Source organism: Azorhizophilus paspali (assembly GCF_043587585.2).
Lineage (GTDB): Bacteria > Pseudomonadota > Gammaproteobacteria > Pseudomonadales > Pseudomonadaceae > Azotobacter > Azotobacter paspali.
On sequence record NZ_CP171449.1, the window covers coordinates 3,150,861 to 3,172,174 of the forward strand.

At 64.2% G+C, this 21,314-nt stretch carries 24 protein-coding genes; 2 read left to right on the top strand and 22 right to left on the bottom strand.

The genetic code is table 11. The annotated features are described in order from the left end of the window. Window positions 1–2 precede the first annotated feature (2 nt). From ACGI6K_RS15260 to ACGI6K_RS15315, 12 genes are all read right to left on the bottom strand, one after another. Window positions 3–359, bottom strand: a complete 357-nt coding sequence (locus ACGI6K_RS15260) for a PilZ domain-containing protein (protein ID WP_376942339.1) — start codon at window positions 357–359, stop codon at window positions 3–5. Between the two features lie 34 nt (window positions 360–393). Beyond that, a complete protein-coding gene (locus ACGI6K_RS15265) occupies window positions 394–1,380 on the bottom strand; it encodes a DNA polymerase III subunit delta' (protein WP_376942337.1) in 987 nt (328 codons plus the stop codon). After that, window positions 1,373–2,008, bottom strand: coding sequence for a dTMP kinase (tmk, locus tag ACGI6K_RS15270; protein WP_376942335.1), 636 nt, complete (start codon window positions 2,006–2,008; stop codon window positions 1,373–1,375). The genes ACGI6K_RS15265 and tmk overlap by 8 nt, the downstream gene beginning before the upstream one ends. After that, window positions 2,005–3,081 carry an endolytic transglycosylase MltG gene (gene mltG / locus ACGI6K_RS15275; protein WP_376942407.1) on the bottom strand — a complete coding sequence of 359 codons (1,077 nt, stop codon included), beginning with the start codon at window positions 3,079–3,081 and terminating at the stop codon, window positions 2,005–2,007. The genes tmk and mltG overlap by 4 nt, the downstream gene beginning before the upstream one ends. A gap of 6 nt (window positions 3,082–3,087) precedes the next feature. Then, window positions 3,088–3,903 (bottom strand): aminodeoxychorismate lyase, encoded by an 816-nt coding sequence (pabC, locus tag ACGI6K_RS15280; protein WP_376942332.1) that lies wholly within the window; start codon window positions 3,901–3,903, stop codon window positions 3,088–3,090. Continuing rightward, window positions 3,903–5,147, bottom strand: a complete 1,245-nt coding sequence (gene fabF / locus ACGI6K_RS15285; protein ID WP_376942329.1) for a beta-ketoacyl-ACP synthase II — start codon at window positions 5,145–5,147, stop codon at window positions 3,903–3,905. Before fabF ends, pabC begins: the two co-directional genes overlap by 1 nt. Before the next feature lie 215 nt (window positions 5,148–5,362). Further along, window positions 5,363–5,599, bottom strand: a complete 237-nt coding sequence (gene acpP, locus ACGI6K_RS15290) for an acyl carrier protein (RefSeq protein WP_003283670.1) — start codon at window positions 5,597–5,599, stop codon at window positions 5,363–5,365. A gap of 187 nt (window positions 5,600–5,786) precedes the next feature. Then, complete coding sequence (gene fabG / locus ACGI6K_RS15295; RefSeq protein ID WP_012700125.1) at window positions 5,787–6,530, bottom strand: 3-oxoacyl-ACP reductase FabG; 744 nt, start codon at window positions 6,528–6,530, stop codon at window positions 5,787–5,789. 14 nt (window positions 6,531–6,544) lie between these two features. Next, on the bottom strand, window positions 6,545–7,483 hold the full coding sequence (gene fabD, locus ACGI6K_RS15300) for an ACP S-malonyltransferase (protein ID WP_376942319.1): 939 nt from the start codon (window positions 7,481–7,483) through the stop codon (window positions 6,545–6,547). A 95-nt stretch (window positions 7,484–7,578) separates the two neighbouring features. Continuing rightward, window positions 7,579–8,595: a phosphate acyltransferase PlsX gene (gene plsX / locus ACGI6K_RS15305; protein WP_376942316.1), complete on the bottom strand. Its 1,017-nt coding sequence runs from the start codon at window positions 8,593–8,595 to the stop codon at window positions 7,579–7,581. A 3-nt stretch (window positions 8,596–8,598) separates the two neighbouring features. Then, a complete protein-coding gene (gene rpmF / locus ACGI6K_RS15310) occupies window positions 8,599–8,781 on the bottom strand; it encodes a 50S ribosomal protein L32 (protein WP_007160601.1) in 183 nt (60 codons plus the stop codon). A gap of 13 nt (window positions 8,782–8,794) precedes the next feature. Next, on the bottom strand, window positions 8,795–9,322 hold the full coding sequence (locus ACGI6K_RS15315) for a YceD family protein (RefSeq protein WP_376942312.1): 528 nt from the start codon (window positions 9,320–9,322) through the stop codon (window positions 8,795–8,797). 111 nt (window positions 9,323–9,433) lie between these two features. Here ACGI6K_RS15315 and ACGI6K_RS15320 point away from each other — a divergent pair, with 111 nt between their 5' ends. Continuing rightward, window positions 9,434–10,012: a Maf family protein gene (locus ACGI6K_RS15320; RefSeq protein ID WP_376942310.1), complete on the top strand. Its 579-nt coding sequence runs from the start codon at window positions 9,434–9,436 to the stop codon at window positions 10,010–10,012. A gap of 31 nt (window positions 10,013–10,043) precedes the next feature. Here the strand turns inward: ACGI6K_RS15320 and ACGI6K_RS15325 are convergent, their stop codons facing one another. Genes ACGI6K_RS15325 through rluC form a run of 3 tightly spaced genes read right to left on the bottom strand, consistent with a single transcriptional unit; the run spans window position 10,044 to window position 12,650 of the window. Continuing rightward, window positions 10,044–11,021, bottom strand: a complete 978-nt coding sequence (locus tag ACGI6K_RS15325) for a S49 family peptidase (protein WP_376942308.1) — start codon at window positions 11,019–11,021, stop codon at window positions 10,044–10,046. 2 nt (window positions 11,022–11,023) lie between these two features. Then, a complete protein-coding gene (locus ACGI6K_RS15330; RefSeq protein WP_376942306.1) occupies window positions 11,024–11,704 on the bottom strand; it encodes an HAD-IA family hydrolase in 681 nt (226 codons plus the stop codon). Further along, a complete protein-coding gene (rluC, locus tag ACGI6K_RS15335; protein WP_376942304.1) occupies window positions 11,697–12,650 on the bottom strand; it encodes a 23S rRNA pseudouridine(955/2504/2580) synthase RluC in 954 nt (317 codons plus the stop codon). Before rluC ends, ACGI6K_RS15330 begins: the two co-directional genes overlap by 8 nt. A 568-nt stretch (window positions 12,651–13,218) precedes the next feature. Here rluC and rne point away from each other — a divergent pair. Next, entirely contained in the window at window positions 13,219–16,617 is a 3,399-nt protein-coding gene (gene rne, locus ACGI6K_RS15340; protein WP_376942406.1) for a ribonuclease E, read from the top strand. Window positions 16,618–16,716: 99 nt separating this feature from the next. Here the strand turns inward: rne and murB are convergent, their stop codons facing one another. From murB to ACGI6K_RS15375, 7 genes are read right to left on the bottom strand one after another with little or no spacing between them, the layout of a single operon-like run. Further along, on the bottom strand, window positions 16,717–17,736 hold the full coding sequence (murB, locus tag ACGI6K_RS15345) for a UDP-N-acetylmuramate dehydrogenase (protein WP_376942302.1): 1,020 nt from the start codon (window positions 17,734–17,736) through the stop codon (window positions 16,717–16,719). Next, window positions 17,733–18,197 (bottom strand): low molecular weight protein-tyrosine-phosphatase, encoded by a 465-nt coding sequence (locus tag ACGI6K_RS15350; RefSeq protein ID WP_376942300.1) that lies wholly within the window; start codon window positions 18,195–18,197, stop codon window positions 17,733–17,735. Before ACGI6K_RS15350 ends, murB begins: the two co-directional genes overlap by 4 nt. Then, entirely contained in the window at window positions 18,197–18,961 is a 765-nt protein-coding gene (kdsB, locus tag ACGI6K_RS15355; RefSeq protein WP_376942298.1) for a 3-deoxy-manno-octulosonate cytidylyltransferase, read from the bottom strand. The genes ACGI6K_RS15350 and kdsB overlap by 1 nt, the downstream gene beginning before the upstream one ends. Then, on the bottom strand, window positions 18,958–19,143 hold the full coding sequence (locus tag ACGI6K_RS15360) for a Trm112 family protein (protein WP_089167535.1): 186 nt from the start codon (window positions 19,141–19,143) through the stop codon (window positions 18,958–18,960). The genes kdsB and ACGI6K_RS15360 overlap by 4 nt, the downstream gene beginning before the upstream one ends. A 60-nt stretch (window positions 19,144–19,203) precedes the next feature. Next, on the bottom strand, window positions 19,204–20,205 hold the full coding sequence (gene lpxK / locus ACGI6K_RS15365; protein WP_376942295.1) for a tetraacyldisaccharide 4'-kinase: 1,002 nt from the start codon (window positions 20,203–20,205) through the stop codon (window positions 19,204–19,206). After that, window positions 20,205–20,633, bottom strand: coding sequence for an ExbD/TolR family protein (locus ACGI6K_RS15370; RefSeq protein WP_376942293.1), 429 nt, complete (start codon window positions 20,631–20,633; stop codon window positions 20,205–20,207). The genes lpxK and ACGI6K_RS15370 overlap by 1 nt, the downstream gene beginning before the upstream one ends. Then, on the bottom strand, window positions 20,630–21,262 hold the full coding sequence (locus ACGI6K_RS15375) for a MotA/TolQ/ExbB proton channel family protein (RefSeq protein WP_376942291.1): 633 nt from the start codon (window positions 21,260–21,262) through the stop codon (window positions 20,630–20,632). Before ACGI6K_RS15375 ends, ACGI6K_RS15370 begins: the two co-directional genes overlap by 4 nt. Window positions 21,263–21,314: the final 52 nt, after the last annotated feature.

Sequence of the window (21,314 nt, forward strand, 5' to 3'; positions counted from 1 at the left end):
AATCACATCGTATGGGTTGGGTGGTCCGACTTCAGGGCGCCGGCCAGGTAGGTTTCGATCCTGTCGCGGGCCAGCTTGTCGCCGTCGCCGAACTGCACGCCGATCCCGGCGGCACGGTTGTCCTGAGCACCGGGCGGGGTGATCCAGACGACCTTGCCGGCGACCGGGATCTTCTCCGGCTCGTCCATCAGGCTGAGCAGCAGGAAGATTTCGTCGCCGAGCCTGTAGCTCTTGTCGGTAGGGATGAACAGGCCGCCATTCTTGAGAAAGGGCATGTAGGAGCTGTAAAGGACCGACTTGTCCTTGATCGACAGGGGCAGGATGCCGTTACACGATCCCGGACCGGATGGCAGGCTCATGCAGGTCTCCGGATGGCTGATTCGGGCAGCGATTCTAGCCCGGCCCGGGCAGGCCTGCCCACTGCACGAGCAACGCCTCGAGAAGCAGGACACGGTTGAGGTTGGCCTTGGCGAGTACCTTCTGGCGCTGCGCCAGCAGCCAGTCCTGGATGGCCAGGACCCTGGACTGCGCGCTCTTCTCCGCCAGGTAGCGGACGACCCTGGCCATGTCGTCCAACCCCAGGCCCCGCTCGTCGCTGGTCAACTGATAGCGCAGGATCAGCAGGCTCCAATCGCAGAACCAGTCGAACAGCAGCAGCAGCGGCACACTGTTCCAGGCCTCGGCCAGTTGGCTGGCGCTGGCCTGCTGCTTGAGCAGTTGCTTCACCCCCTCCACTACTCGCGCACGTTGCTCGCGCACACCTTCGCCATGCAGCCGCAAGGCGGAAAGCGGCGAGCCGCCGGCCAGTACGAGCAGTTCGCCCAGTTCCGCCTCGCTCTGTTCCGGCAGTGCTTGACGCAGCCAGGCGAGACTGTCGGCGGCCCCCGGCAACGGGCAGGCCTGCTGCACGCAACGACTCCGGATGGTCGGCAGCAGGCGGCTCGGCTGGTGGCTGATCAGCAATAGCACGCTCTCTCCGGAGGGCTCCTCGAGACTCTTGAGCAGGGCGTTGGCGGCGTTCGGGTTCATCGCCTCGGCCGGCTCCAGCAGGACAACCTTGCGCCCGCCGAGCTGAGCCGTCTGCGTGACGAACTCCACCAGGTCGCGCACCTGATCGACGCGAATCGCCTTGTCCGCTTCTTCCGGCTCCAGCAGGAAATGATCCGGATGGCTGCCGGCCTGCAGCAGACGGCAGGACTTACACTGGCCACAAGCCTCCAAGCCGGCTGGGCTTTGGCACAGCAGGCGGGCCGCCAGGCGTTCGGCCAGCGCCCGCTTGCCGATCCCGGCCGGACCGTGCAGCAGATAGGCGTGGGCATGCCGATCGCGGCCTGCCAGCCGCCGCCACAGATCCTGCTGCCAGGGATGGACTTCAGCCACCGCGCGACTCCAGCAGTTGCGGCAGCAGGCCATCCAGTGTGCGCTGGACCTCCGCCAGGGGACGCCCCGCATCAACCACCCGGTAACGGGCCGGATCGTTCGCCGCGCGACGCAGGTAAGCCTGGCGCACCGCTTCGAAAAAGGCGCGGCCCTCCTGTTCGAAACGATCCAGGCGGCCACGGGCGGCGGCGCGGGCCAGCCCCACCTCGACCGGTAGGTCGAAGAGCAGGGTCAGGTCGGGGCGCAGATCGCCCTGCACGAAATGCTCCAAGATCGCGATGCGCTCCTCGGACACGCCACGGCCAGCGCCCTGGTAGGCATAGGAAGCATCGGTGAAACGGTCGCAGAGCACCACGGCGCCGCGCACCAGCGCTGGCCGGATCACACCGGCCAGATGCTGGGCGCGGGCGGCGAAGACCAGCAGCAGTTCGGTGTCCACCGCCATCGGCTCGCTAGCGGGCGCCAGCAACAGTTCGCGGATGCGCTCGGCCAGCGGCGTTCCGCCCGGCTCGCGAGTCAGCACCACCTCGCGGCCGGCGGCGCGCAGGCCTTCGGCGAGGTAGTCGCGATTGGTGCTCTTGCCAGCCCCCTCCGGCCCTTCGAGGGTGATGAAAAGACCTCGGCTCACGGGTTTTCCTCGTCGTCTTGCCGCTCGGAACGCTCCACCGCCTCGGACGATGGGCTGGAGCGGTAATCGGCGCGGCGCTTAAGCTGGTACTCGCGCACCGCCTGGTTATGCGCCTCCAGGGTTTCGGAAAAGATGTGGCTGCCATCGCCGCGGGCGACGAAATACAGCTCGCGGCCCTCCGCCGGATGCAGCGCCGCATGGATCGCCTCGCGTCCCGGCAGAGCGATCGGCGTCGGTGGCAAGCCGGGCTGGACATAGGTGTTGTAGGGAGTGGTCGCGAGCAGCTCGGCGCGCCCGAGCTTGCCGTTGTAGCGCTCGCCTAGGCCATAGATGACAGTCGGATCGGTCTGCAGCAGCATGCCCTGCTCCAGGCGCCGCACGAACACGCCGGCGATCTGCCCGCGTTCGCGGGGAATGCCGGTTTCCTTCTCGATGATCGAGGCCATGATCAACGCTTCGTAGGGCGTCGCGTAGGGCAGGTCCGGCGACCGTCCGGCCCATTCCTCGGCGAGCACCTGCTGCAGGCGGGCATGGGCCTGCCTGAGCAGCTCGAAGTCGCTCATGCCACGCACATAGCGGTAGGTATCGGGGAAGAAGCGCCCCTCCGGGTGGGCATCCGGCTGACCCAGCCGAGCCATCAGTTCGGCATCGGAAACCCCCTCCAGGGACTGCTCCAGTTTGTCGATCCGGGCCAATGCGGCCCGAACCTGACGGAAGCTCCAGCCCTCCACCAAAGTGAGGTTGTACTGCACCACCTCGCCACGCTGCCAGAGTTCGAGCAGTTCGGCGGCCGTCATGCCTGGCTCCAAGCGATATTCGCCGCTGCGCATGCCCTGCTCAGACAGATTGAAGCGCCAGTACAGGCGCAGCCAGAAGCTCCCGTGCAACAGTCCCTCGTCCTGCAGACGATTGAGCAGACCGCTGGGCGTGGCACCGCTCGGAACCTCCAGCAGACGCTCCTCGGCGAGCCTCAGAGGCTGTTCGAGCGCGGCCCTCTGCTGCCAGACGGCGGACGACATGAGCAGTCCCCCCACCAGCAGGCCACTTTCCAGCAGCAACAGCCATTTTCGCATCACGAATCAGGAGTCCAGTAGCTTGCGGATCGAGCCCTGCAGTTTACGGGTGAGCGTGCCGACCGGCCAGTCGTGTTCTTCGAACCGGCGGACCGGCCAGATGCCATAGAGACTATTGCAGAGAAAAACCTCGTCCGCCGCCAACAGCTCGGCGAAGTCGATATCACGTACCTGCACCGCGATGCCCGCTCGTTCCGCATGTTCGAAAATTTCCGCGCGCATGACCCCGGCTACCCCGCAACGGCACAGGTCAGCAGTCAGCAGGACACCGTCCCGGACCAGGAACAGGTTGCTGAAAACCCCCTCGATCACCCGTCCCGACAGATCGCGCATCAGTCCTTCAGCGTGCTCGGCATCCCGCCACTCGGCACGGGCGAGCACCTGCTCCAAGCGATTGAGATGCTTGAGTCCGGCCAGCAGGGGCTGCTCGGCCAGGCGGGTACGGCAGGGATAGAGCCGCACACCCTGCACGGCATTGCCCGGCGGATACCGAGGAGGTGGACTGCCCAGGAGGATACGCCGCGACTGCGGCGGCTGGGGGGCCGCATAACCGCGCAGACCGTCGCCGCGGGTCAGCAGCAGCTTGGCCACGCCCTCGCCCAACGCGGCCGAAAAGGCCAGCAGTTCGGCACGGATCGAGGCCGGGTCGCCGGGAAGCGCCAGCCTGGCACAGCCCTCGGCCAGACGAGCCAAGTGCCGCTCCAGCAGCAACGGCTGCCCACGACGCACGGCGATGGTCTCGAACAGGCCATCGCCATAGGCCAGACCACGGTCGGTCGGAGGTAGCGACTCATCGGGCCGGCCGTCGATCCAGCAGGCCATCAGTCGGCGAATCGGCGGAACACCAGCGAGCCGTTGGTCCCACCGAAGCCGAAGGAGTTGGAGAGCACCACCTCGATCGGCAGCCTCTTGGCCTCATGGGCCACAAAATCGAGATCGCAGCCTTCGTCCGGATCGTCCAGATTGATGGTCGGCGGGGCGACCTGATCGCGGATCGCCAGTATGCTGAAGATGGCCTCGACCGCACCGGCGGCACCGAGCAGATGACCGGTCATGGATTTGGTCGAGCTGACCGACAGCCGGTAGGCACTCTCGCCGAAAACCGACTTGAGCGCAGCCACCTCGGCCAGATCGCCAGCCGGCGTCGAAGTGCCGTGGGCATTGATGTACTGGACCTGGTCGACGTTCAGGCCGGCATCGCGCAGGGCGTTGCGCATGCAACGGGCCGCACCGGAGCCGTCTTCCGGCGGCGAGGTCATGTGGAAGGCATCGCCGCTCATGCCGAAGCCGACCAGTTCGGCATAGATGGTGGCGCCCCGCGCCTTGGCATGCTCCAGCTCTTCGAGCAACAGCGCGCCGGCACCGTCGGAAAGCACGAAGCCGTCGCGTCCCTTATCCCAGGGACGGCTGGCACGTGCCGGCTCCTCGTTGCGCGTGGACAGCGCCCGGGCCGCGCCGAACCCGCCGATGCCCAGCCCGCAGGCCGCCATTTCGGCCCCGCCGGCGACCATGGCATCGGCTTCGCCATAGGCGATGTTGCGCGCTGCCATGCCGATGCAGTGGGTACCAGTGGTGCAGGCGGTGACCATAGCGTAGTTCGGTCCCTGCAGGCCTAGGTGAATCGACAGGAAACCGGAAATCATGTTGATAATCGAGCCCGGCACGAAGAACGGAGAAATACGCCGAGGCCCCTGCTCGATGAGGGACCGGCAGTTGTTCTCGATATTGGTGAGGCCGCCGATGCCGGACCCCATGGCCACACCGATGCGCTCCCGATTGGCGTCGGTGATTTCCAGGCCGGAATCGCGCACGGCTTGAAAACTGGCAGCCAGACCATATTGGATGAACAGATCGAGCTTGCGGGCCTCCTTGAGCGACAGGTATTGCTCGACGTCGAACCCCTTCACCGAACCGCCGAAGCGGGTGGAGTAGGCGGACAGATCCATGTGCTCGAGCGGAGCGATGCCACTGCGACCAGCCAGGACCCCCTGCCAACTGCTCGGCACATCGGTACCCAGCGGCGACAACATCCCCAGTCCAGTGACCACGACGCGTCTACGTGACAAAGCAATCTCCTCATGTTCTTCGTTACTGCGCGAGGCCGGCTCGATAGCCTGCCTGCAGGCTATAAGCGCCCCTCTGGGGACACCGCCTCCTGTTACCACCTTGGCAAAGTGAACATAACCGACAAGTATCGGATAAAATTCTAATTATTTCCGTTAAAGAAAAACCGCACGCCTTTTGGGCTGTGCGGCTTTTCCGAGTCGGGAGCGACGATTACTTATTGTGCGTGAGCATTGATGTAATCGATGGCTTCCTGCACAGTGGTGATCTTCTCGGCCTGTTCGTCCGGAATCTCGGTCTCAAACTCCTCTTCGAGAGCCATCACCAGCTCGACGGTGTCAAGAGAGTCGGCGCCCAAGTCTTCGACAAAGGAAGCGCTGTTGGTGACTTCCTCTTCTTTGACGCCAAGTTGCTCAGCAACGATCTTCTTGACGCGTTCTTCGATGGTGCTCATACCTTATTTTCACTCCTATGGACAAACCAGGCAGATGGAATGCGAGTAAGTTTATAGAAAGGGATTTCAGCATTTCAAGCCGAAGCCTTCCCCCTCCGGACAGCCCCGACGACCTGCCTTTTCCAGCTCGGCAGTTCGGTGAGATTTCGGATTGCTCTTTGACTGTTGTCTTGGGGCGCGCGTCACATCAACTCATGTACATTCCACCGTTGACCGGAATGGTAGCTCCGGTGACATAGGATGCACCATCGGAGGCCAGAAAGGCGACAACCTGAGCTATCTCTCCCGCCTGCCCCAAGCGGCCCAGCGGAATCTGGCCTAGCAGGGCATTACGCTGCGCCTCGGGCAGTTCGCGGGTCATGTCGGTATCGATGAAACCGGGCGCCACCGCATTGACGGTAATCCCGCGCGAGCCGACCTCACGGGCCAGGGCACGACTGAAGCCCTCCAGCCCGGCCTTGGCGGCTGCATAGTTGACCTGACCGGCATTGCCCATCGCCCCCACTACCGAGCCGATGTTGACAATACGTCCCCAGCGGGCCTTGGTCATGCCGCGCAGGACCGCCTTGGACAGGCGATAGAGGCTGTTGAGGTTGGTATTGATGACGTCGTGCCACTCCTCGTCCTTCATCCTCAACATCAGATTATCGCGGGTGATGCCGGCATTATTGACGAGGATGGCGGGTTGGCCGAGATGCTGCTGGATATGCTCCAGGGTCGTGGCGACGGACTCGTCACTGGATACATCCAGTACCAGACCGGCACCCTCGATGCCATTGCTCTTCAGGGTTTCGGCGATGCTTTCGGCACCGCTCGACGAAGTGGCCGTACCGATCACCACGGCGCCCTGCCGGCCGAGCTCCAGCGCGATCGCCTGGCCGATGCCACGGCTGGCACCGGTGACCAGCGCCACTTTGCCTTGCAGACTCATTCTCATCTCCTTGTTCAGGCCAGCGCGGCGCGAGCCGCAACGAAGGCCTCGGGGGTATCCAAGTTGTGGGTATTGATGCCCTTGACACAACGCTTGTTCAATCCGGAAAGCACCTTGCCCGGGCCGCATTCGACCAGATCGGTGACCCCCCGGCCAGCCAGGCAGATCATGGACTCGACCCAGCGTACCGGGCTGTAGAGCTGCGCCAGCAGATCGCGCTTGAGGACATCCGGATCGCTGACCACGGCGGCGCTGACATTCTGCACCAGCGGAATACGCGGCGCCTGCCAGGCGATCACCTCCACCGCCTCGGCGAAACGCTCCGCCGCCGGACGCATCAGAGCGCAATGCGACGGCACGCTGATCGGCAAGGCCATTGCGCGTTTGGCGCCGCGCGCCTTGCAGGCCTCGATGGCACGGCCGACCGCCGCGGCGGAACCGGCGATCACCACCTGTCCTGGTGCGTTAAAGTTCACGGCGCTAACCACCTCGCCCTGCTCGGACTCGGCGCAGGCGGCCAGAACATCGGCATCATCCAGGCCAAGAATCGCCGCCATGCCTCCCTGACCGGCAGGCACGGCCTGCTGCATCAATTGCCCCCGGCACTCGACTAGCTTCAGCGCATCGGCGAAAGGCAGGCTGTCGGCGGCGACCAGCGCGGAATACTCGCCGAGGCTGTGTCCTGCGACGAAGGCTGGAAGCCCCCCGCCCTCGGCCTGCCAGAGTCGCCACAAGGCGATAGAGGCGGCCAGGATCGCCGGCTGGGTCTTGTCGGTCTGGTTGAGCAAGCCTTCCGGTCCCTGCTGGACTAGTGCCCAGAGATCGTAGCCCAGGGATTCGGAAGCTTCGGCAAATGTGGTACCGATCAGCGGATACCGGGCGGCCTGATCGGCCAGCATGCCGAGGGACTGCGACCCCTGGCCAGGAAAGACGAATGCGGGGGAAACAGGCATATGAACAGATCCCTGATGATCTTTCTTCGGGAGCGCCCGGAGCATGCCGGACGCGTGTTAATCAGTTGTATGACAGGCCCACGGCCACGGTCACATCAGTGCCCGACCAACAGCGCCTGTAGGCGGTCGTGCAGATGTTGCGGAAGATTCTCGCGAATCTCCGCCTGCGCATGAAGTATTGCGCTGCGAAACCCTTCAGCACCTGCCGCGCCATGACTTTTCACCACTATTCCCTGCAAGCCGAGAAAACTGGCCCCATTGTGTCGCGCCGGCGCCAGGCGGGCCTGCAATCGACGCAAGAAGGGCAAGGCCAGGACACCGACCAGCCGCGAGGCGAGGCTGCCTCCGAATTGCGCCCTGACCTCTCCGGCAATCATGGCAGCCAGACCTTCACTGGCCTTCAGCAGGATATTGCCGACGAAGCCGTCGCAGACCACCACATCGGCCTCCCCACGGTAGAGGCCATCGCCCTCGATGAAACCAACGTAGTTGATTCCCCTGGCCTGTTGCAGCAGAACGGCGGCTTGCTTGACCTGCTGATTGCCTTTGACTTCCTCGGTACCGACGTTCAGCAATGCCACCCGCGGACGCTCCATGCCGAGCGCTTCCGCGGCGACCGAACCCATCACCGCGAACTGATACAGGTGCTCGGCGGTGCAATCCATGTTGGCACCCAGGTCGAGAAGGTGACAGCCCCCCTGCTCAGTGGGGAGAGCCGCGAACATCGCCGGCCGGTCGACGCCCGGCAGGGTCTTCAGGACATGCCGGGACAACGCCATCAGCGCTCCCGTATTGCCAGCACTGACACAGGCCTGTACCCGCCGCTCGCGCAGCAACTCTAGAGCCACGCGCATGGACGAGTCGGCCTTGCTGCGCAAAGCATAGGCGGGACGCTCGTCCATGGCGATCACTTCCCCGGCATGCACGACGCTCAGGCGCGCGCGATCGACCCGGGGATAGCGGGCAATCAGCTCTTCAAGAAGGGAAGCCTGGCCGACAAGGACCAATTGCAGCGAGGGAGTCTCGCCCAGGCAAGCGAGACAGGCCGGAACAACACAGCGGGGACCGGAGTCCCCGCTCATTGCATCGACAGCGATGAGCGAAGCAGACAAGAGTTACTCGTCGGAGCCCTTGTCGATCACCTTGCGGCCACGGTAGAAACCATCCGGGGACACGTGGTGACGCAGGTGCACTTCACCGGTGCTCTTCTCGACGGACAGGGCATTTGCCTCAAGCGCGTCGTGGGAACGACGCATGTCACGTGCGGAACGGGACTTTTTGTTCTGCTGAACAGCCATAACTGATTAACTCCTAAACGTTTGGGTCGCGCTTTAACTGCGCCAATACGCTGAACGGGTTGGACCGCGATACCTCGTCCTCGCTCGGTTCGGGCACTTCGGACCCGGCCGGTGGCTGGCAAACATCAGGGTCATGGAGCGGAACGATGGGCAAGGCCAGCAACAGCTCATCCTCGATCAATGCCAACAGATCCAAGGGCTCCTCCCCAACCTCCAGCACGTCATAGTCCCTGGGCGACGACTGCGCGCTCGCCCCCACCTTCACCACCGCGTAATGGCATTCGCTGTGGATCGGCAAGGCGACCAGCTCCAAACAACGCTGGCAAACCATCCTGACCTCGACATCAAGCTCGCTGTGGATGACCACAGTCTTGTGCTCGTCGCGCTCAAAACGGAATTTCGCATGTACAAGCCCCGCATCTTCGGCAAGTGGATCGCAAAGACGCGACAAACTAGCCAGCGACAGCTCGCCCTTAAGGGTCGCACTGCGATCAGCCAGCTTGCGTGGATCAACGTGAGGTGGAATCGGCCCATTCAACATAGGGGCAGCATTCTAGGGATAGGCCGGAGCGCTGTCAAAGGGAATTCCACCCTGTCCGCCGGCCGGCGGCACCGCTAGAATCGCACTATCCTCCGGCACCGGGAGAATGCCATGCCGCCCCTCGTACTCGCCTCCAGCTCCCCTTATCGCCGCGAACTGCTGAGTCGCCTGCGACTGCCCTTCACCTGGAGCGCACCGTCCATCGACGAAACCCCTTTCCCCGGGGAAAGCGCCGATACTCTGGTCAGACGCCTGGCCGCAGAAAAGGCCAGCGCCCTCGCCAAGGAATATCCGCATCACTTGCTCATCGGCTCGGACCAAGTCGCCGTACTGAACGGACGAATCCTCGGCAAACCGCACGACCTGCTACGCGCCCGCGCCCAGTTGCAGAGCGCCAGCGGTAATAGCGTGACCTTCTTGACCGGGTTGGCCCTGCTCAACACCGCCAGCGGAACGGCGCAGATCGACTGCATCCCCTTCACGGTGCATTTCCGCCACTTGGATGCAGCGCGAATCGAACGCTATCTCGCCGCCGAGCAGCCTTTCGACTGTGCCGGAAGCTTCAAGTCGGAAGGGCTCGGCGTAAGTCTTTTCCGCGCCACCGAGGGTGAGGACGCCACCAGCCTGATCGGCTTGCCGCTGATTCGCCTGGTCGACATGCTGCTGGCCGAGAACGTACAGATCCCCTGAACTTGCCAAGGGTCGATATCAGACCACCGCCTCAGTGCAGGACCGGCACCTGCAGGCCCATCCACACGCCGAGACGCTCGACCACCCCGCTTCCGAGCTTCTTGGCGAAACGATCGAAGGGAGTTTCCCGCACCGTGAAATCGACCAGATCCTCTGCCCCCACCACTTCGCGAGCCACATGGCTGGCGCTGCCCAGGGCATCAACCAGGCCCAGTTGCAAAGCCTGCTCGCCGGACCAGACCAGACCGGAGAACAATTCGGGATGCTCCTTGTCCTTCAGCCGTTCGCCGCGCCCCTGCTTGACGCTGTCGATGAACTGCCGGTGGGTAACCTCCAGCACCTCTTGCCAGAAGCGCACCTCCCCCTCCTTCTGTGGCTGGAACGGATCGAGGAACGCCTTGTGCTCGCCGGCCGTATAGACTCGACGCTCGACGCCCAGCCGCTCCATCGCCCCGACAAAACCGAAGCTTGCCGCCGTCACCCCGATCGAGCCGACCAGGCTGGCCTTGTCCGCATAGATAGCGTCGGCGGCGCTGGCGACATAGTAAGCACCGGAAGCACCAAGATCGGTAATGACCGCATAGAGTTTGGTATCCGGATGCTCGGCACGCAGCCGGCGGATCTCGTCGTAGATATAGCCGGACTGCACGGGACTGCCACCGGGACTGTTGATACGCAGCACCACGCCTTTGGTGTGCTTATCCTTGAACGCGGCCCGCAGACTGCCGACGACGTTGTCGGCACTGGCGGCCTCGTCATCGGCGATCATCCCGCGCACCTCGACTAGCGCTGTGTGCTCGCCGCTACGCGCCGCCTCCCTGAGGCTGAGCGCAGGAGAGAACATCGCCAGGAGCGCCACCAGATAAGCGAACCCCAGCAACTTGAAGAAGATCCCCCAACGACGCGCCCGCCGCCGCTCCTCCACGGTGGCGAGTAAGGTCTTTTCCAGCAGTTTCCAGCTCTTCTCGTCGCCCCTCTCCGGCGGCGACTTCCATTCGTCGTTCGTCATCCCTATCCCCCAGCGACGACCTGCGCCGGCCGGACGCCCAGCCAGACACACAACTCGCCCAAGTCATCGATAACCAAACGCGGCTCGTGCAGACGCAACGCCTCCGGAGACTGCGCTCCATAGCTGACCGCTACCGACCCCATCCCGGCGTGTCGAGCCATCTGTAGATCGAACGATGAATCCCCCACCATCAGGGCCTGACGGGGCAATACCCGGCAGTGCGCGAGGATCTCGTGCAGCATTCGAGGATCCGGCTTGCTGGCAGTTTCATCGGCACAGCGACTGACGTCGAAATATTCCTGCCAACCATGCGCCGCCAATACCCGGTCGAGCCCCTGGCGCGTCTTGCCGGTGGCTACCGCCAGACGATACCCCGCCGTCCGGAATCCCTCCAGCGCTTCGGCCACCCCGGCATACAGCGGCGATGGTTCGCGCTCCAAGGTCAGGTAATGTTCGCTATAGAGTTGGCGGAACCGATCCAGCAATCGAATATCGTGCAAATCTGGATAGAGCGTACGGATCGCCTCGGGCAACCCCAGCCCAATGATGCCCTTGATTGTCTCGTCGCCGAGCGGCGCGAGGTCGCAGCCCCCCGCCGCAACACGCATGGACTCGACGATACGCCCGATGGAATCGACCAACGTGCCATCCCAATCGAAGATCAATAACCGATAGTCAGACACTCAAACGCTCCAGAGCCTGTGCCCACATCTCATCCACCGGCGCCTCCAGGCGCAACTCGCCCCCCTCTGGCAGCGGCACCGCCAGCGAATAGGCATGCAGGAACAGACGCTTGCCGCCGAGCGCACGGATCTCGCGGGTGAACGTCTCGTCCCCATACTTGGCGTCACCAGCGATAGGATGTCCGACGTGACGGGTATGCACCCGGATCTGATGCGTCCGTCCGGTGACCGGCTTGGCCTCCACCAGCGTGGCGAAGTCGCCAAAACGTCGCAGCACCCGAAAAAGGGTCAGCGCTTCCCGCCCCTCCTCGTCGACTTCCACCATCCGCTCGCCGGAACGCAGAGTATTCTTCTGTAACGGGGCGCTGACCTGCTTCCGGGCACTGGGCCAGGCTCCACACACCAGCGCCAGATAGCGCTTGTCCACGCCGTCGCCACGCAACGCCTCGTGCAGATGGCGCAACATGCTGCGCTTCTTGGCGATCATCAATAGCCCCGAGGTATCCCGGTCGAGTCGGTGCACCAGTTCCAGATCCCTGGCCTCCGGACGCAACTGGCGCAACGCCTCGATGACACCGTGGCTAAGACCACTGCCGCCATGCACGGCGATCCCGGCTGGCTTGTTCAGCACTATCAGCGACTTGTCTTCATGGACGATGACTGCTTCGAGCCGCTCGAGCAATCCCTGCGCCAGCGGAACCGGCTCGTCACGCTCGGCCAGACGTAGCGGCGGCACGCGCACCAGATCGCCCGCCTGCAGCTTGTACTCGGGCTTGATCCGCCCCTTGTTCACCCGTACCTCGCCCTTGCGCAGGATGCGATAGATCAAGGTTTTCGGAGCCCCCTTGAGTCGAGTGCGGAGGAAATTGTCGATTCGCTGACCGGCCGCATCCGGCCCGATCTCAAGCAACTGGACGCCAGAATTCGCATGGGGGGAATTTATCATCGCGATATCATATCAATTTTTAGATAATTGAAGCACTTATTAATAGGTGCTATAATTACAAGTGCCGTTTTTACGGCCAGGCCAGCGGATAGGCGCAAAACCGAACAGCCATCCTATCCGCATACTGCCCATGAAGGACGTAAGGCCGTCCGACGGGGCTTCCTCGAACATCGCGAAGCCTCGGAAACAAATGCCTTAGCTACATGATGGCGTACCTCCCATCCACAGGAGGTCGCAATAGTTGCCAATTCGCTGCAGATTCTGCGGACGGCACCCGATTTTCAAAGGATACGTGCAGGGTGGAGATGCACAACCATCGGATTGCGTAGCTGCAAGCTTTCATCCAGACGCACAAGGCGTCCGCTGCCGATGTTTGATTCCTCCTCCTGATTGATTGCTTTCTGCCACAACAGTAAGCAGGAGACGTAGTCGCGACTCTGGCCACCAGCCAAATGTTGCTTGACACGGGAATGGACGACAACCTTTCCTGAGCGGCCCCTGTCACCGACCGCGAGAGTCGTGTGTGCCGAACGCCGTTTCCGGCAGCCCGGAAACCGAACGGTACTACATGAAGAGAATGCTGATTAACGCAACTCAGCCCGAAGAGTTGCGTGTTGCCCTGGTCGATGGCCAACGCCTCTATGACCTGGATATCGAATCGGGCGCCCGTGAACAGAAGAAGGCCAATATCTACAAAGGCCGCATCACCCGGGTCGAGCCGAGCCTCGAAGCGGCGTTCGTCGACTTTGGCGCCGAGCGCCACGGCTTCCTCCCGCTCAAGGAAATCTCCCGCGAGTACTTCAAGAAGTCTCCCGAAGGCCGCATCAACATCAAGGACGTGCTCTCCGAAGGCCAGGAAGTCATCGTCCAGGTCGAGAAGGAAGAGCGTGGCAACAAGGGCGCGGCCCTGACCACTTTCATCAGCCTCGCCGGCCGCTATCTGGTGCTGATGCCGAACAATCCGCGAGCCGGCGGCATCTCCCGGCGCATCGAGGGCGAAGAGCGCAACGAACTGCGCGAAGCCCTGAACGGCCTCGACGTGCCCGCCGACATGGGCCTGATCGTGCGTACTGCCGGCCTCGGCCGCTCCAGCGAAGAACTCCAGTGGGACCTCGACTACCTGGCTCAGTTGTGGACCGCGATCAAGGAAGCCTCGCTGGACCGCTCCCCCCCCTTCCTGATCTACCAGGAATCCAACGTCATCATCCGGGCGATCCGCGACTATCTGCGCCAGGACATCGGCGAAGTACTGATCGACAGCGTGGAAGCCCAGGAAGAAGCCTTGAGCTTCATCCGCCAGGTGATGCCGCAGTACGCCAGCAAGATCAAGCTGTACGAGGACAGCGTGCCGCTGTTCAACCGCTTCCAGATCGAGAGCCAGATCGAAACCGCCTTCCAGCGTGAAGTGAAGCTGCCGTCCGGCGGCTCCATCGTCATCGATCCGACCGAAGCCCTGGTATCCATCGACATCAACTCGGCGCGCGCCACCAAGGGCGGCGACATCGAGGAAACCGCGCTGCAAACTAACCTAGAGGCGGCCGAGGAGATCGCCCGCCAGTTGCGCCTGCGCGACATCGGCGGTTTGATCGTCATCGACTTCATCGACATGACGCCAGCGAAGAACCAGCGCGCCGTCGAGGACAAGATGCGCGAGGCCCTGGAGGCCGACCGTGCGCGCGTGCAGATCGGCCGTATCTCGCGCTTCGGTCTTTTGGAAATGTCCCGTCAGCGCCTGCGCCCCTCCCTCGGCGAGACCAGCGGCATCGTCTGCCCGCGCTGTAGCGGTCAGGGCATCATCCGCGACGTCGAATCCCTGTCCTTGGCGATTCTGCGCCTGATCGAGGAAGAGGCCCTGAAGGACCGCACCGCCGAGGTGCGCGCTCAGGTGCCGATTCCGGTCGCCGCCTTCCTGCTCAACGAGAAGCGCAACTCCATCACCAAGATCGAGCTGCGCAGCCGTGTGCGCATCGTCATCCTGCCGAGCGATCACCTGGAAACGCCCCACTTCGAAGTACAGCGCCTGCGCGATGACAGCCCGGAAGTGCAAAGCGCCCAGTCGAGCTATGAAATGACTCCGGCGGAAGTGGAGGAAGTTCAACTGGTCAGCTCCACCCGCACCCTGGTGCGCCAGGAGGCCGCGGTCAAGACCGCTCCGCCGCGCAACGCCTTGGCGCCGGCTCCTGCCGAAATACTGGCAACTCCGGCGGCAGCCCCCCACCCGGCTTTGGAACTCAATCTGTTCAAGGGATTGGTGAAGTCGCTGGTCAGCCTGTTCGCCGGCAAGGAAATCGCCAAGCCCGTCGTCGCCGAGCGCCTGGTCGAGGAGCGTCTGACGCGCAGCAGCGAGGAGCGCCGTAGCAGCCGCCAGCAGAATCGTCGCCGTGAGAGCCGTCATGGCCGCGACGAGGAACGCAGCAGGCCACGCGAGGAGCGTCAACTTCGCGAAGTGCGCGAAGAACGGGTGCCGCGCCCGGCACGCGAGGAACGCCCGGCACGCGAAGAGCGTCACCCCAGCGAGTTCGTGGAGCTTCGGGAGCCACGGGAAAGCCGCCGCGAGCGCCCACCCCGCGAGGAGCGTGCGCCACGCGAAGAGCGCCAGGCCGTGGAAACCATCGAGCCTCGCGAACCGCGCGAGCCACGGGAAGCCCGCCGCGAGCGCCCACCTCGCGAAGAACGCCGCCGCGAACTGCGCGAACCGCTCGATATCCAGGAAAGCCCGCGGGAAGAGCGCACTGTCCGCCCGCCGCGCGAGGAACTTCCTCAATGGGAAGAGCGTCAGCCTGAAGAACGTCCGGTGGTAAACGAGCCAAAGATTTCCGAAGAGCAAGTGCTGCTCCATGAGGAAATTCAGGAGGAAGAGGCCGAGGCCAGCGGCGAGGAGCGTCCCCGCCGTCGATCCCGCGGCCAGCGCCGCCGCAGCAATCGCCGCGAGCGCCAACGCGACAACCAGGGCAGCGAAATCGAGGGCGTCGAAGAAGACGAGGACATTGCTGTCGCGGCAGAATCCACGGCCGCAACGATAAGCGTCGCACCGGCCCAGGCCGACGAAGCCATGGCGGAAGCCTCCACTGCCAGCTCGCCCACCACTGAGCCGGCAGTCGAGGAAACTCAACCCGCAATCGAAACCGTCGCGATCGCTGTTCCCGCCGCCGAGACCGCCCCTGTGGAAATTCCGCAGCCCATCCTCCAGCCTGAACAGATACAACCTGCCGAAGCCGAGGAGCCAGTAGCCGAGCCGAGCGAGGCACCGCAAGTACCTGCGCAGCCAGTCCAGGAGCCGCCGGCAGCCGCCGAGCCCCAAGCCGAGGTTCCGCGCAGTACCGCCCGTGCGGCTAACGACCCACGCGAAGTCCGGCGCCGCAAGCGCGAAGCTGCCGAGGCGGAAGCCAGGCGGGTCGCCGAAGCCGCGAAGGCAGCGGAAGCCGCAAAGATTGCGGAGGCCAGCGCCATCGCTGCCGCCGCAGCGGTAACCGAGACGCAGGCGGAGGCCGGCCCCGCTCCGGTCGCCAGCACGCCAGAAGCACCGGAGGAAAGGATCGAGATCCCACTCGAACAGCCCTGGACCGCCAGCGAGCCATCTCCGGCATCTGCGGAATCGGTCGAACTGCCGGGCGAACAAGTCCGTCCCGGGTCGGAAGCCTTCTCTACGATCGCCGAACCGGTCGAGGCTCCGTTCGAGCTGCTACAGCCGGAGGTAGCGGCTGCCGTCGCAACGGAAAAACCGATCGAAACGACGTCCGAGCAATCGGCTCCCGTTGAGGAAGAACGCTTCGAAGATCGGAAAGAGCAGCAGACGCTCGACCTCCTGCCCGTTGCCGGACAACCGGAAGAGCTCGTCGACGAAGCGCAGATTGCTCCCAGAGCGGAAAACGAGGAAGCTGCTAAGCCTCGGCGCAAGGAAGCCGAAAGCGGGAATGCGACCGCCAAGGCGAAGCTGACCGACGACCAGGATCGGACGGCTGGCTGAAGCAAAAAGTCAGGGCCGGCCTCGATGCCGGCCCTCGATGACCAAAAGGGGATGCCAGGCATCCCCTTTTGCGTTTTCGCCGACGCAGCCCTGGCGGACTTAGATCACGCGGGGCTCGATTTCCAGGCACACCCCGAAGCGCCTCTCGATGTCATCCCGGACGCGTTGGGCCAATGCCAGCACTTGCCCGCCGCTAGCCTGCCCATGATTGACCAGCACCAGCGCCTGCAAGCGATGCAAGCCGACATCGCCTTCGCGATATCCCTTCCAGCCAGCCCGCTCCAGAAGCCAGCCAGCCGCCAGCTTCACCTCATCGTCGGCCTGTGGGTATGCGACCAGATCGGGATACTGGCCGCGCAGTCGCTCGGCTTGCTCGGCAGAAACCAGCGGGTTCTTGAAGAAACTGCCGGCATTGCCCAATACGGCGGGATCGGGGAGTTTCTCACGGCGGATGGCACAGATCGCTCGGCTGACATCCCGGGGTGTCGGCGACTCCACTCCCCGCTCCGCCAGCCACTGACGCACCGGACCGTAGTCCAGATGGAGTCGCGGTGTGCGCTGCAACGCGAAGCGCACACGCAGGATCAGCCAGCGCCCGGCTTGACGCTTGAACAGGCTGTCGCGATAACCGAAGGCACACTCCTCGCGGGCGAACTCGCGCAGTTCGCCGCTCTGCCGGTCGATCGCGACCAGATTAGCGAGCACATCCTTGATTTCCACGCCATAGGCGCCGATGTTCTGCATCGGCGCGGCCCCCACCGTGCCTGGGATCAGGCTGAGGTTCTCCAGCCCTGCCAGCCCCTGTTCCAACGCATGCTGCACGAAAGGATGCCAAGGCTCGCCCGCCTCCGCCTCGATCAGCACCCGCTCGCCGTCATCGGTCAGCAGCCGCACGCCGCGACTGGCCATACGCAGCACCAGCGCCTCGACATCCCGGGTCAGCAACAAGTTGCTGCCACCGCCCAGCACCACTAGCGGCAAGCCGCGCTCGGCAGCCAGGGTCAGCGCCTCGCGCACCTCGTCGTCGTCATGGGCCTCGGCGAACAGCCGGGCGCGCGCCTCGAGGGCAAAGGTGTTGTAGGGTTTGAGGGAAATGTTTTCCCGTAGCTGCAAGCTCACAGACGCCCCCGGATCTCGGCGAGCAGTTCGTCGCCGGCCCGTTCGAGAAGATCGAGAACCCGCTCGAACCCTTCTTCGCCTCCGTAATAGGGATCTGGAACCTCATCCTCCCCCAGAGCATAGCGGCGAAGATAGAGATCCAGTTCGCCAGCCGCTCCCGCCGGGCGAATGGCCTGCAGGTCCCGCAGGTTGCCATGGTCCATCGCCAAGATCAGGTCGAAGCGGGAGAAGTCCTCCCGACAGATCTGACGGGCGCGCAAGGCATCCAGATCGTAGCCGCGCCGACGGGCGGCCTGCCGCGCACGGATATCCGGTGCCTTGCCCACATGCCAGTCGCCGGTACCGGCCGAGTCGATGCGGATACGCTCTCCCAGTCCGGCCGCCTGCGCCCGCTGGCGGAATACGCCTTCGGCAGTGGGCGAACGGCAGATATTGCCGAGACAGACGAATAGAATCCGCATCAGGCCCCCAATAGGCGCCGTACGCGCTCAAGGTCTTCCTGGGTATCCACACCGGCCTGCGGCGCCTCCATGGCATCGGCCACATGGATGCGCACACCGTGCCAGAGTGCACGCAACTGCTCCAGGCTTTCGACGCTTTCCAACCAGCACGGCCCCCAGGCGACAAAATCGCGGAGAAAGCCGGCCCGATAGGCGTAGATGCCGATGTGCCGGCGATAAGGCACACCCGTCGGCAAACGTTCGTGGCTGCCGGCGAAGGCATCCCTCGCCCAGGGCAAGGGAGCGCGGCTGAAGGTCAGGGCTAGGCCGTGAACATCGCTCGCGACCTTCACCACATTCGGATTGAACAGGGCCTCGGCGCTGTCGATCGGCTCGGCCAGGGTGGCGATGGCTGCTTCCGGATGGGCCACCAGGTTTTCCGCCACCTGGTCGATGAGGGCGGGAGGAATCAACGGCTCGTCGCCCTGCACGTTGACCACTACGGCGTCGTCGGCCAGTCCGAGCCGCCCGGCCACTTCGGCCAGCCGATCGGTCCCGGAATTGTGCTCGACGCGGGTCAGCAACGCCTCGGCCCCGAAGGAATGGCAGGCCGCCTCGATGCGCGCATCGTCGGTGGCCACTACCACCCGCTGCGCCCCACTGCGCCGGGCCTGCTCCCAGACATGCCGGATCATCGGCTTGCCGGCGATGTCCTGCAGCGGCTTGCCCGGCAAGCGGCTTGAGGCGTAGCGGGCGGGAATCACCACGCAGAAGGCTTTGCTCATTTGTCCAGACGCTCGTCGACGTTGAGCGTGCGGGCCTCGCTCTCCAGCATCACCGGGATGCCGTCGCGCACCGGGAAGGCCAGAGCATCGGCCTTGCAGATCAGCTCGGACTTGTCGTCGGCCAGCTTCAGCGGCCCCTTGCAGATCGGGCAGGCGAGAATGTCGAGTAGTTTCGGGTCCATGGTGAAATCCTGGGAAGGCAATGGAAAACCGGCAGTAGCGCCCGGCAGGGGGACAAACGCTTAGCGCGATGCCAGCAGACGGGCGAGAGCTGCGTCGAACCAGTCGGCGAAAGCCGGAGAAGGGACGGCATCGACGGCCAGATACCAGCAATCGGCAGGAGCGAAGGCCCGGCATTTCACCGCATCCTTTTCCGTCATCACCAGCGGCAGCGTCGGCGAGAAACGCAGTTGCTCGGCGCGATAACGGGCATGGTCGGCGAAGGCATGCGGAATCGGGCACCAGTGTAGCGCCTCGAGCGTGGCGAAGAAACGCCGGGGATTGCCGATGCCGGCCAGGGCATGCAAGGCGGTTCCCGGCGGAAAATGATCCAGGGGCCGGCGCTCGCCCGTGGTCACATGAACCAGAGCGCTGGGCAGGAGGGAAAAAGCGTAGCCGCCCGGCGGGTCCCCGGCGGCGCCGTTGTGCAACACCGCATCCACGCTGGCCAGCCGTTCGGCCGGCTCGCGCAGGGGGCCGGCCGGCAGGCAATGGCCATTGCCGAGGCCGCGCACGGCATCGAGCAGGAGCAGCTCCAGATCGCGGGCCAGCCGGTAGTGCTGCAGGCCGTCGTCACTGAGGATAAGATCGAGAGACTGCTCCTCAAGCAAGGCCCGCACGGCCCGTGGGCGATCCGGATCGATCGCTAGCGGCACGCCCGTGCGCTGGACGATCAACAACGGCTCGTCGCCGGCCTGCCCGGCGCTCTGGTCGGCCATGACCCGCCAGGGCAGGCGCGGCGGCCTGGCGCCGTAGCCGCGACTGACCACGCCGACCCGCAGGCCGCGGCGCCGGCAGGTCTCGATCAGCCAGAGAATCAGCGGGGTCTTGCCGGTGCCGCCGACGGTGATGTTGCCGACCACCACGACCGGCACCGGCGCCCGGTAGATGCCGCCCTCGCCGCGCAGGAAGCGCTCCCGGCGACGTTGTGCCACATAGCGGAACAACGCTTCCAGCGGGCGCAACAGGACCAGGGCGGGATGGCCACGGTACCAGGCCTTGAGCAGGCGGTCGGCAAGGGCCATCAGGGCGCCGCCCGGGCCTCGACCGTGGTGATGCGCAGATGGGCGAAGCCGAGTTTGCCGGCGGCATCCATGGCAGTAACGACCGCCCGATGGGGGGTCTTGCCGTCGGCACTGATGATCAGCGGCAGGTCGTTGTCGCCTGCCGACTCCTTCTGCAAGGCGCGTATCAGGCTGTCCAGATCGCTGCTGAGCAGGGCCTGGCCATTAAGCGAATAGCTGCCGCCGGCATCGATCAGCACTTCCAGCCGCTTCGGTTCGGCGCTCTCGGGCGGCGTGCCGCTGACCGCCTCGGGCAGCTCGACCTTGAGCTGGGTTTCGCGAGTGAAGGTCGTGGCGACCACGAAGAACAGCAGCAGGATGAACACGATATCGATCAGGGAAGCCAGATTGATCTCGATGTTCTCCCGCGGTTTGCGCCGGAATTTCACGCCTTGCCCCCGTTGAGATCGACCTCGCGATCGCCTTGCAACACCTCCACCAGCTTAATCGCCTCCTGCTCCATGCCGACCACCAGTTCATCGACGCGCCGTTGCAGGTAACGATGGAAGAACAACGCGGGAATCGCCACGAACAGGCCGGCGGCGGTGGTGATCAGCGCCGTGGAGATACCGCCGGCGAGTTGCGAGGCATTGGCCATGCCGGACTCCATGAAACTGCTGAAAATCTCGATCATGCCCAGCACGGTGCCGAGCAAACCGAGCAAGGGGGCGATGCCGGCGATGGTGCCGAGCGCATTGAGGTAGCGCTCCAGATCATGGATAACGCGCGCCGCCGCTTCCTCGATGCACTCCTTCATGACTTCCCGGCCATGCTTGGAATTGGCCAGCCCCGCCGCAAGGATCTGCCCCAGCGGGGAACCAGCCCGCAGCTCCTTGAGCTTGTCGCCGTTCAGTTGCTTGTCCTGTATCCAGCGCCAGACCTGCCCGAGCAGATTCGGCGGAGTCACCCGGCTAGGCCGGAGGCTCCAGAGACGCTCGATGATGATGGCGAGGGCGACGACGGAACAGAGAACGATCGGCAGCATCATCCAGCCGCCCGCTTTGACAAGCTCCCACACGGTGGCAAATCCCCTTGGAAAAAGTGGCGCAACTCTAGCACAGGCGTACTTG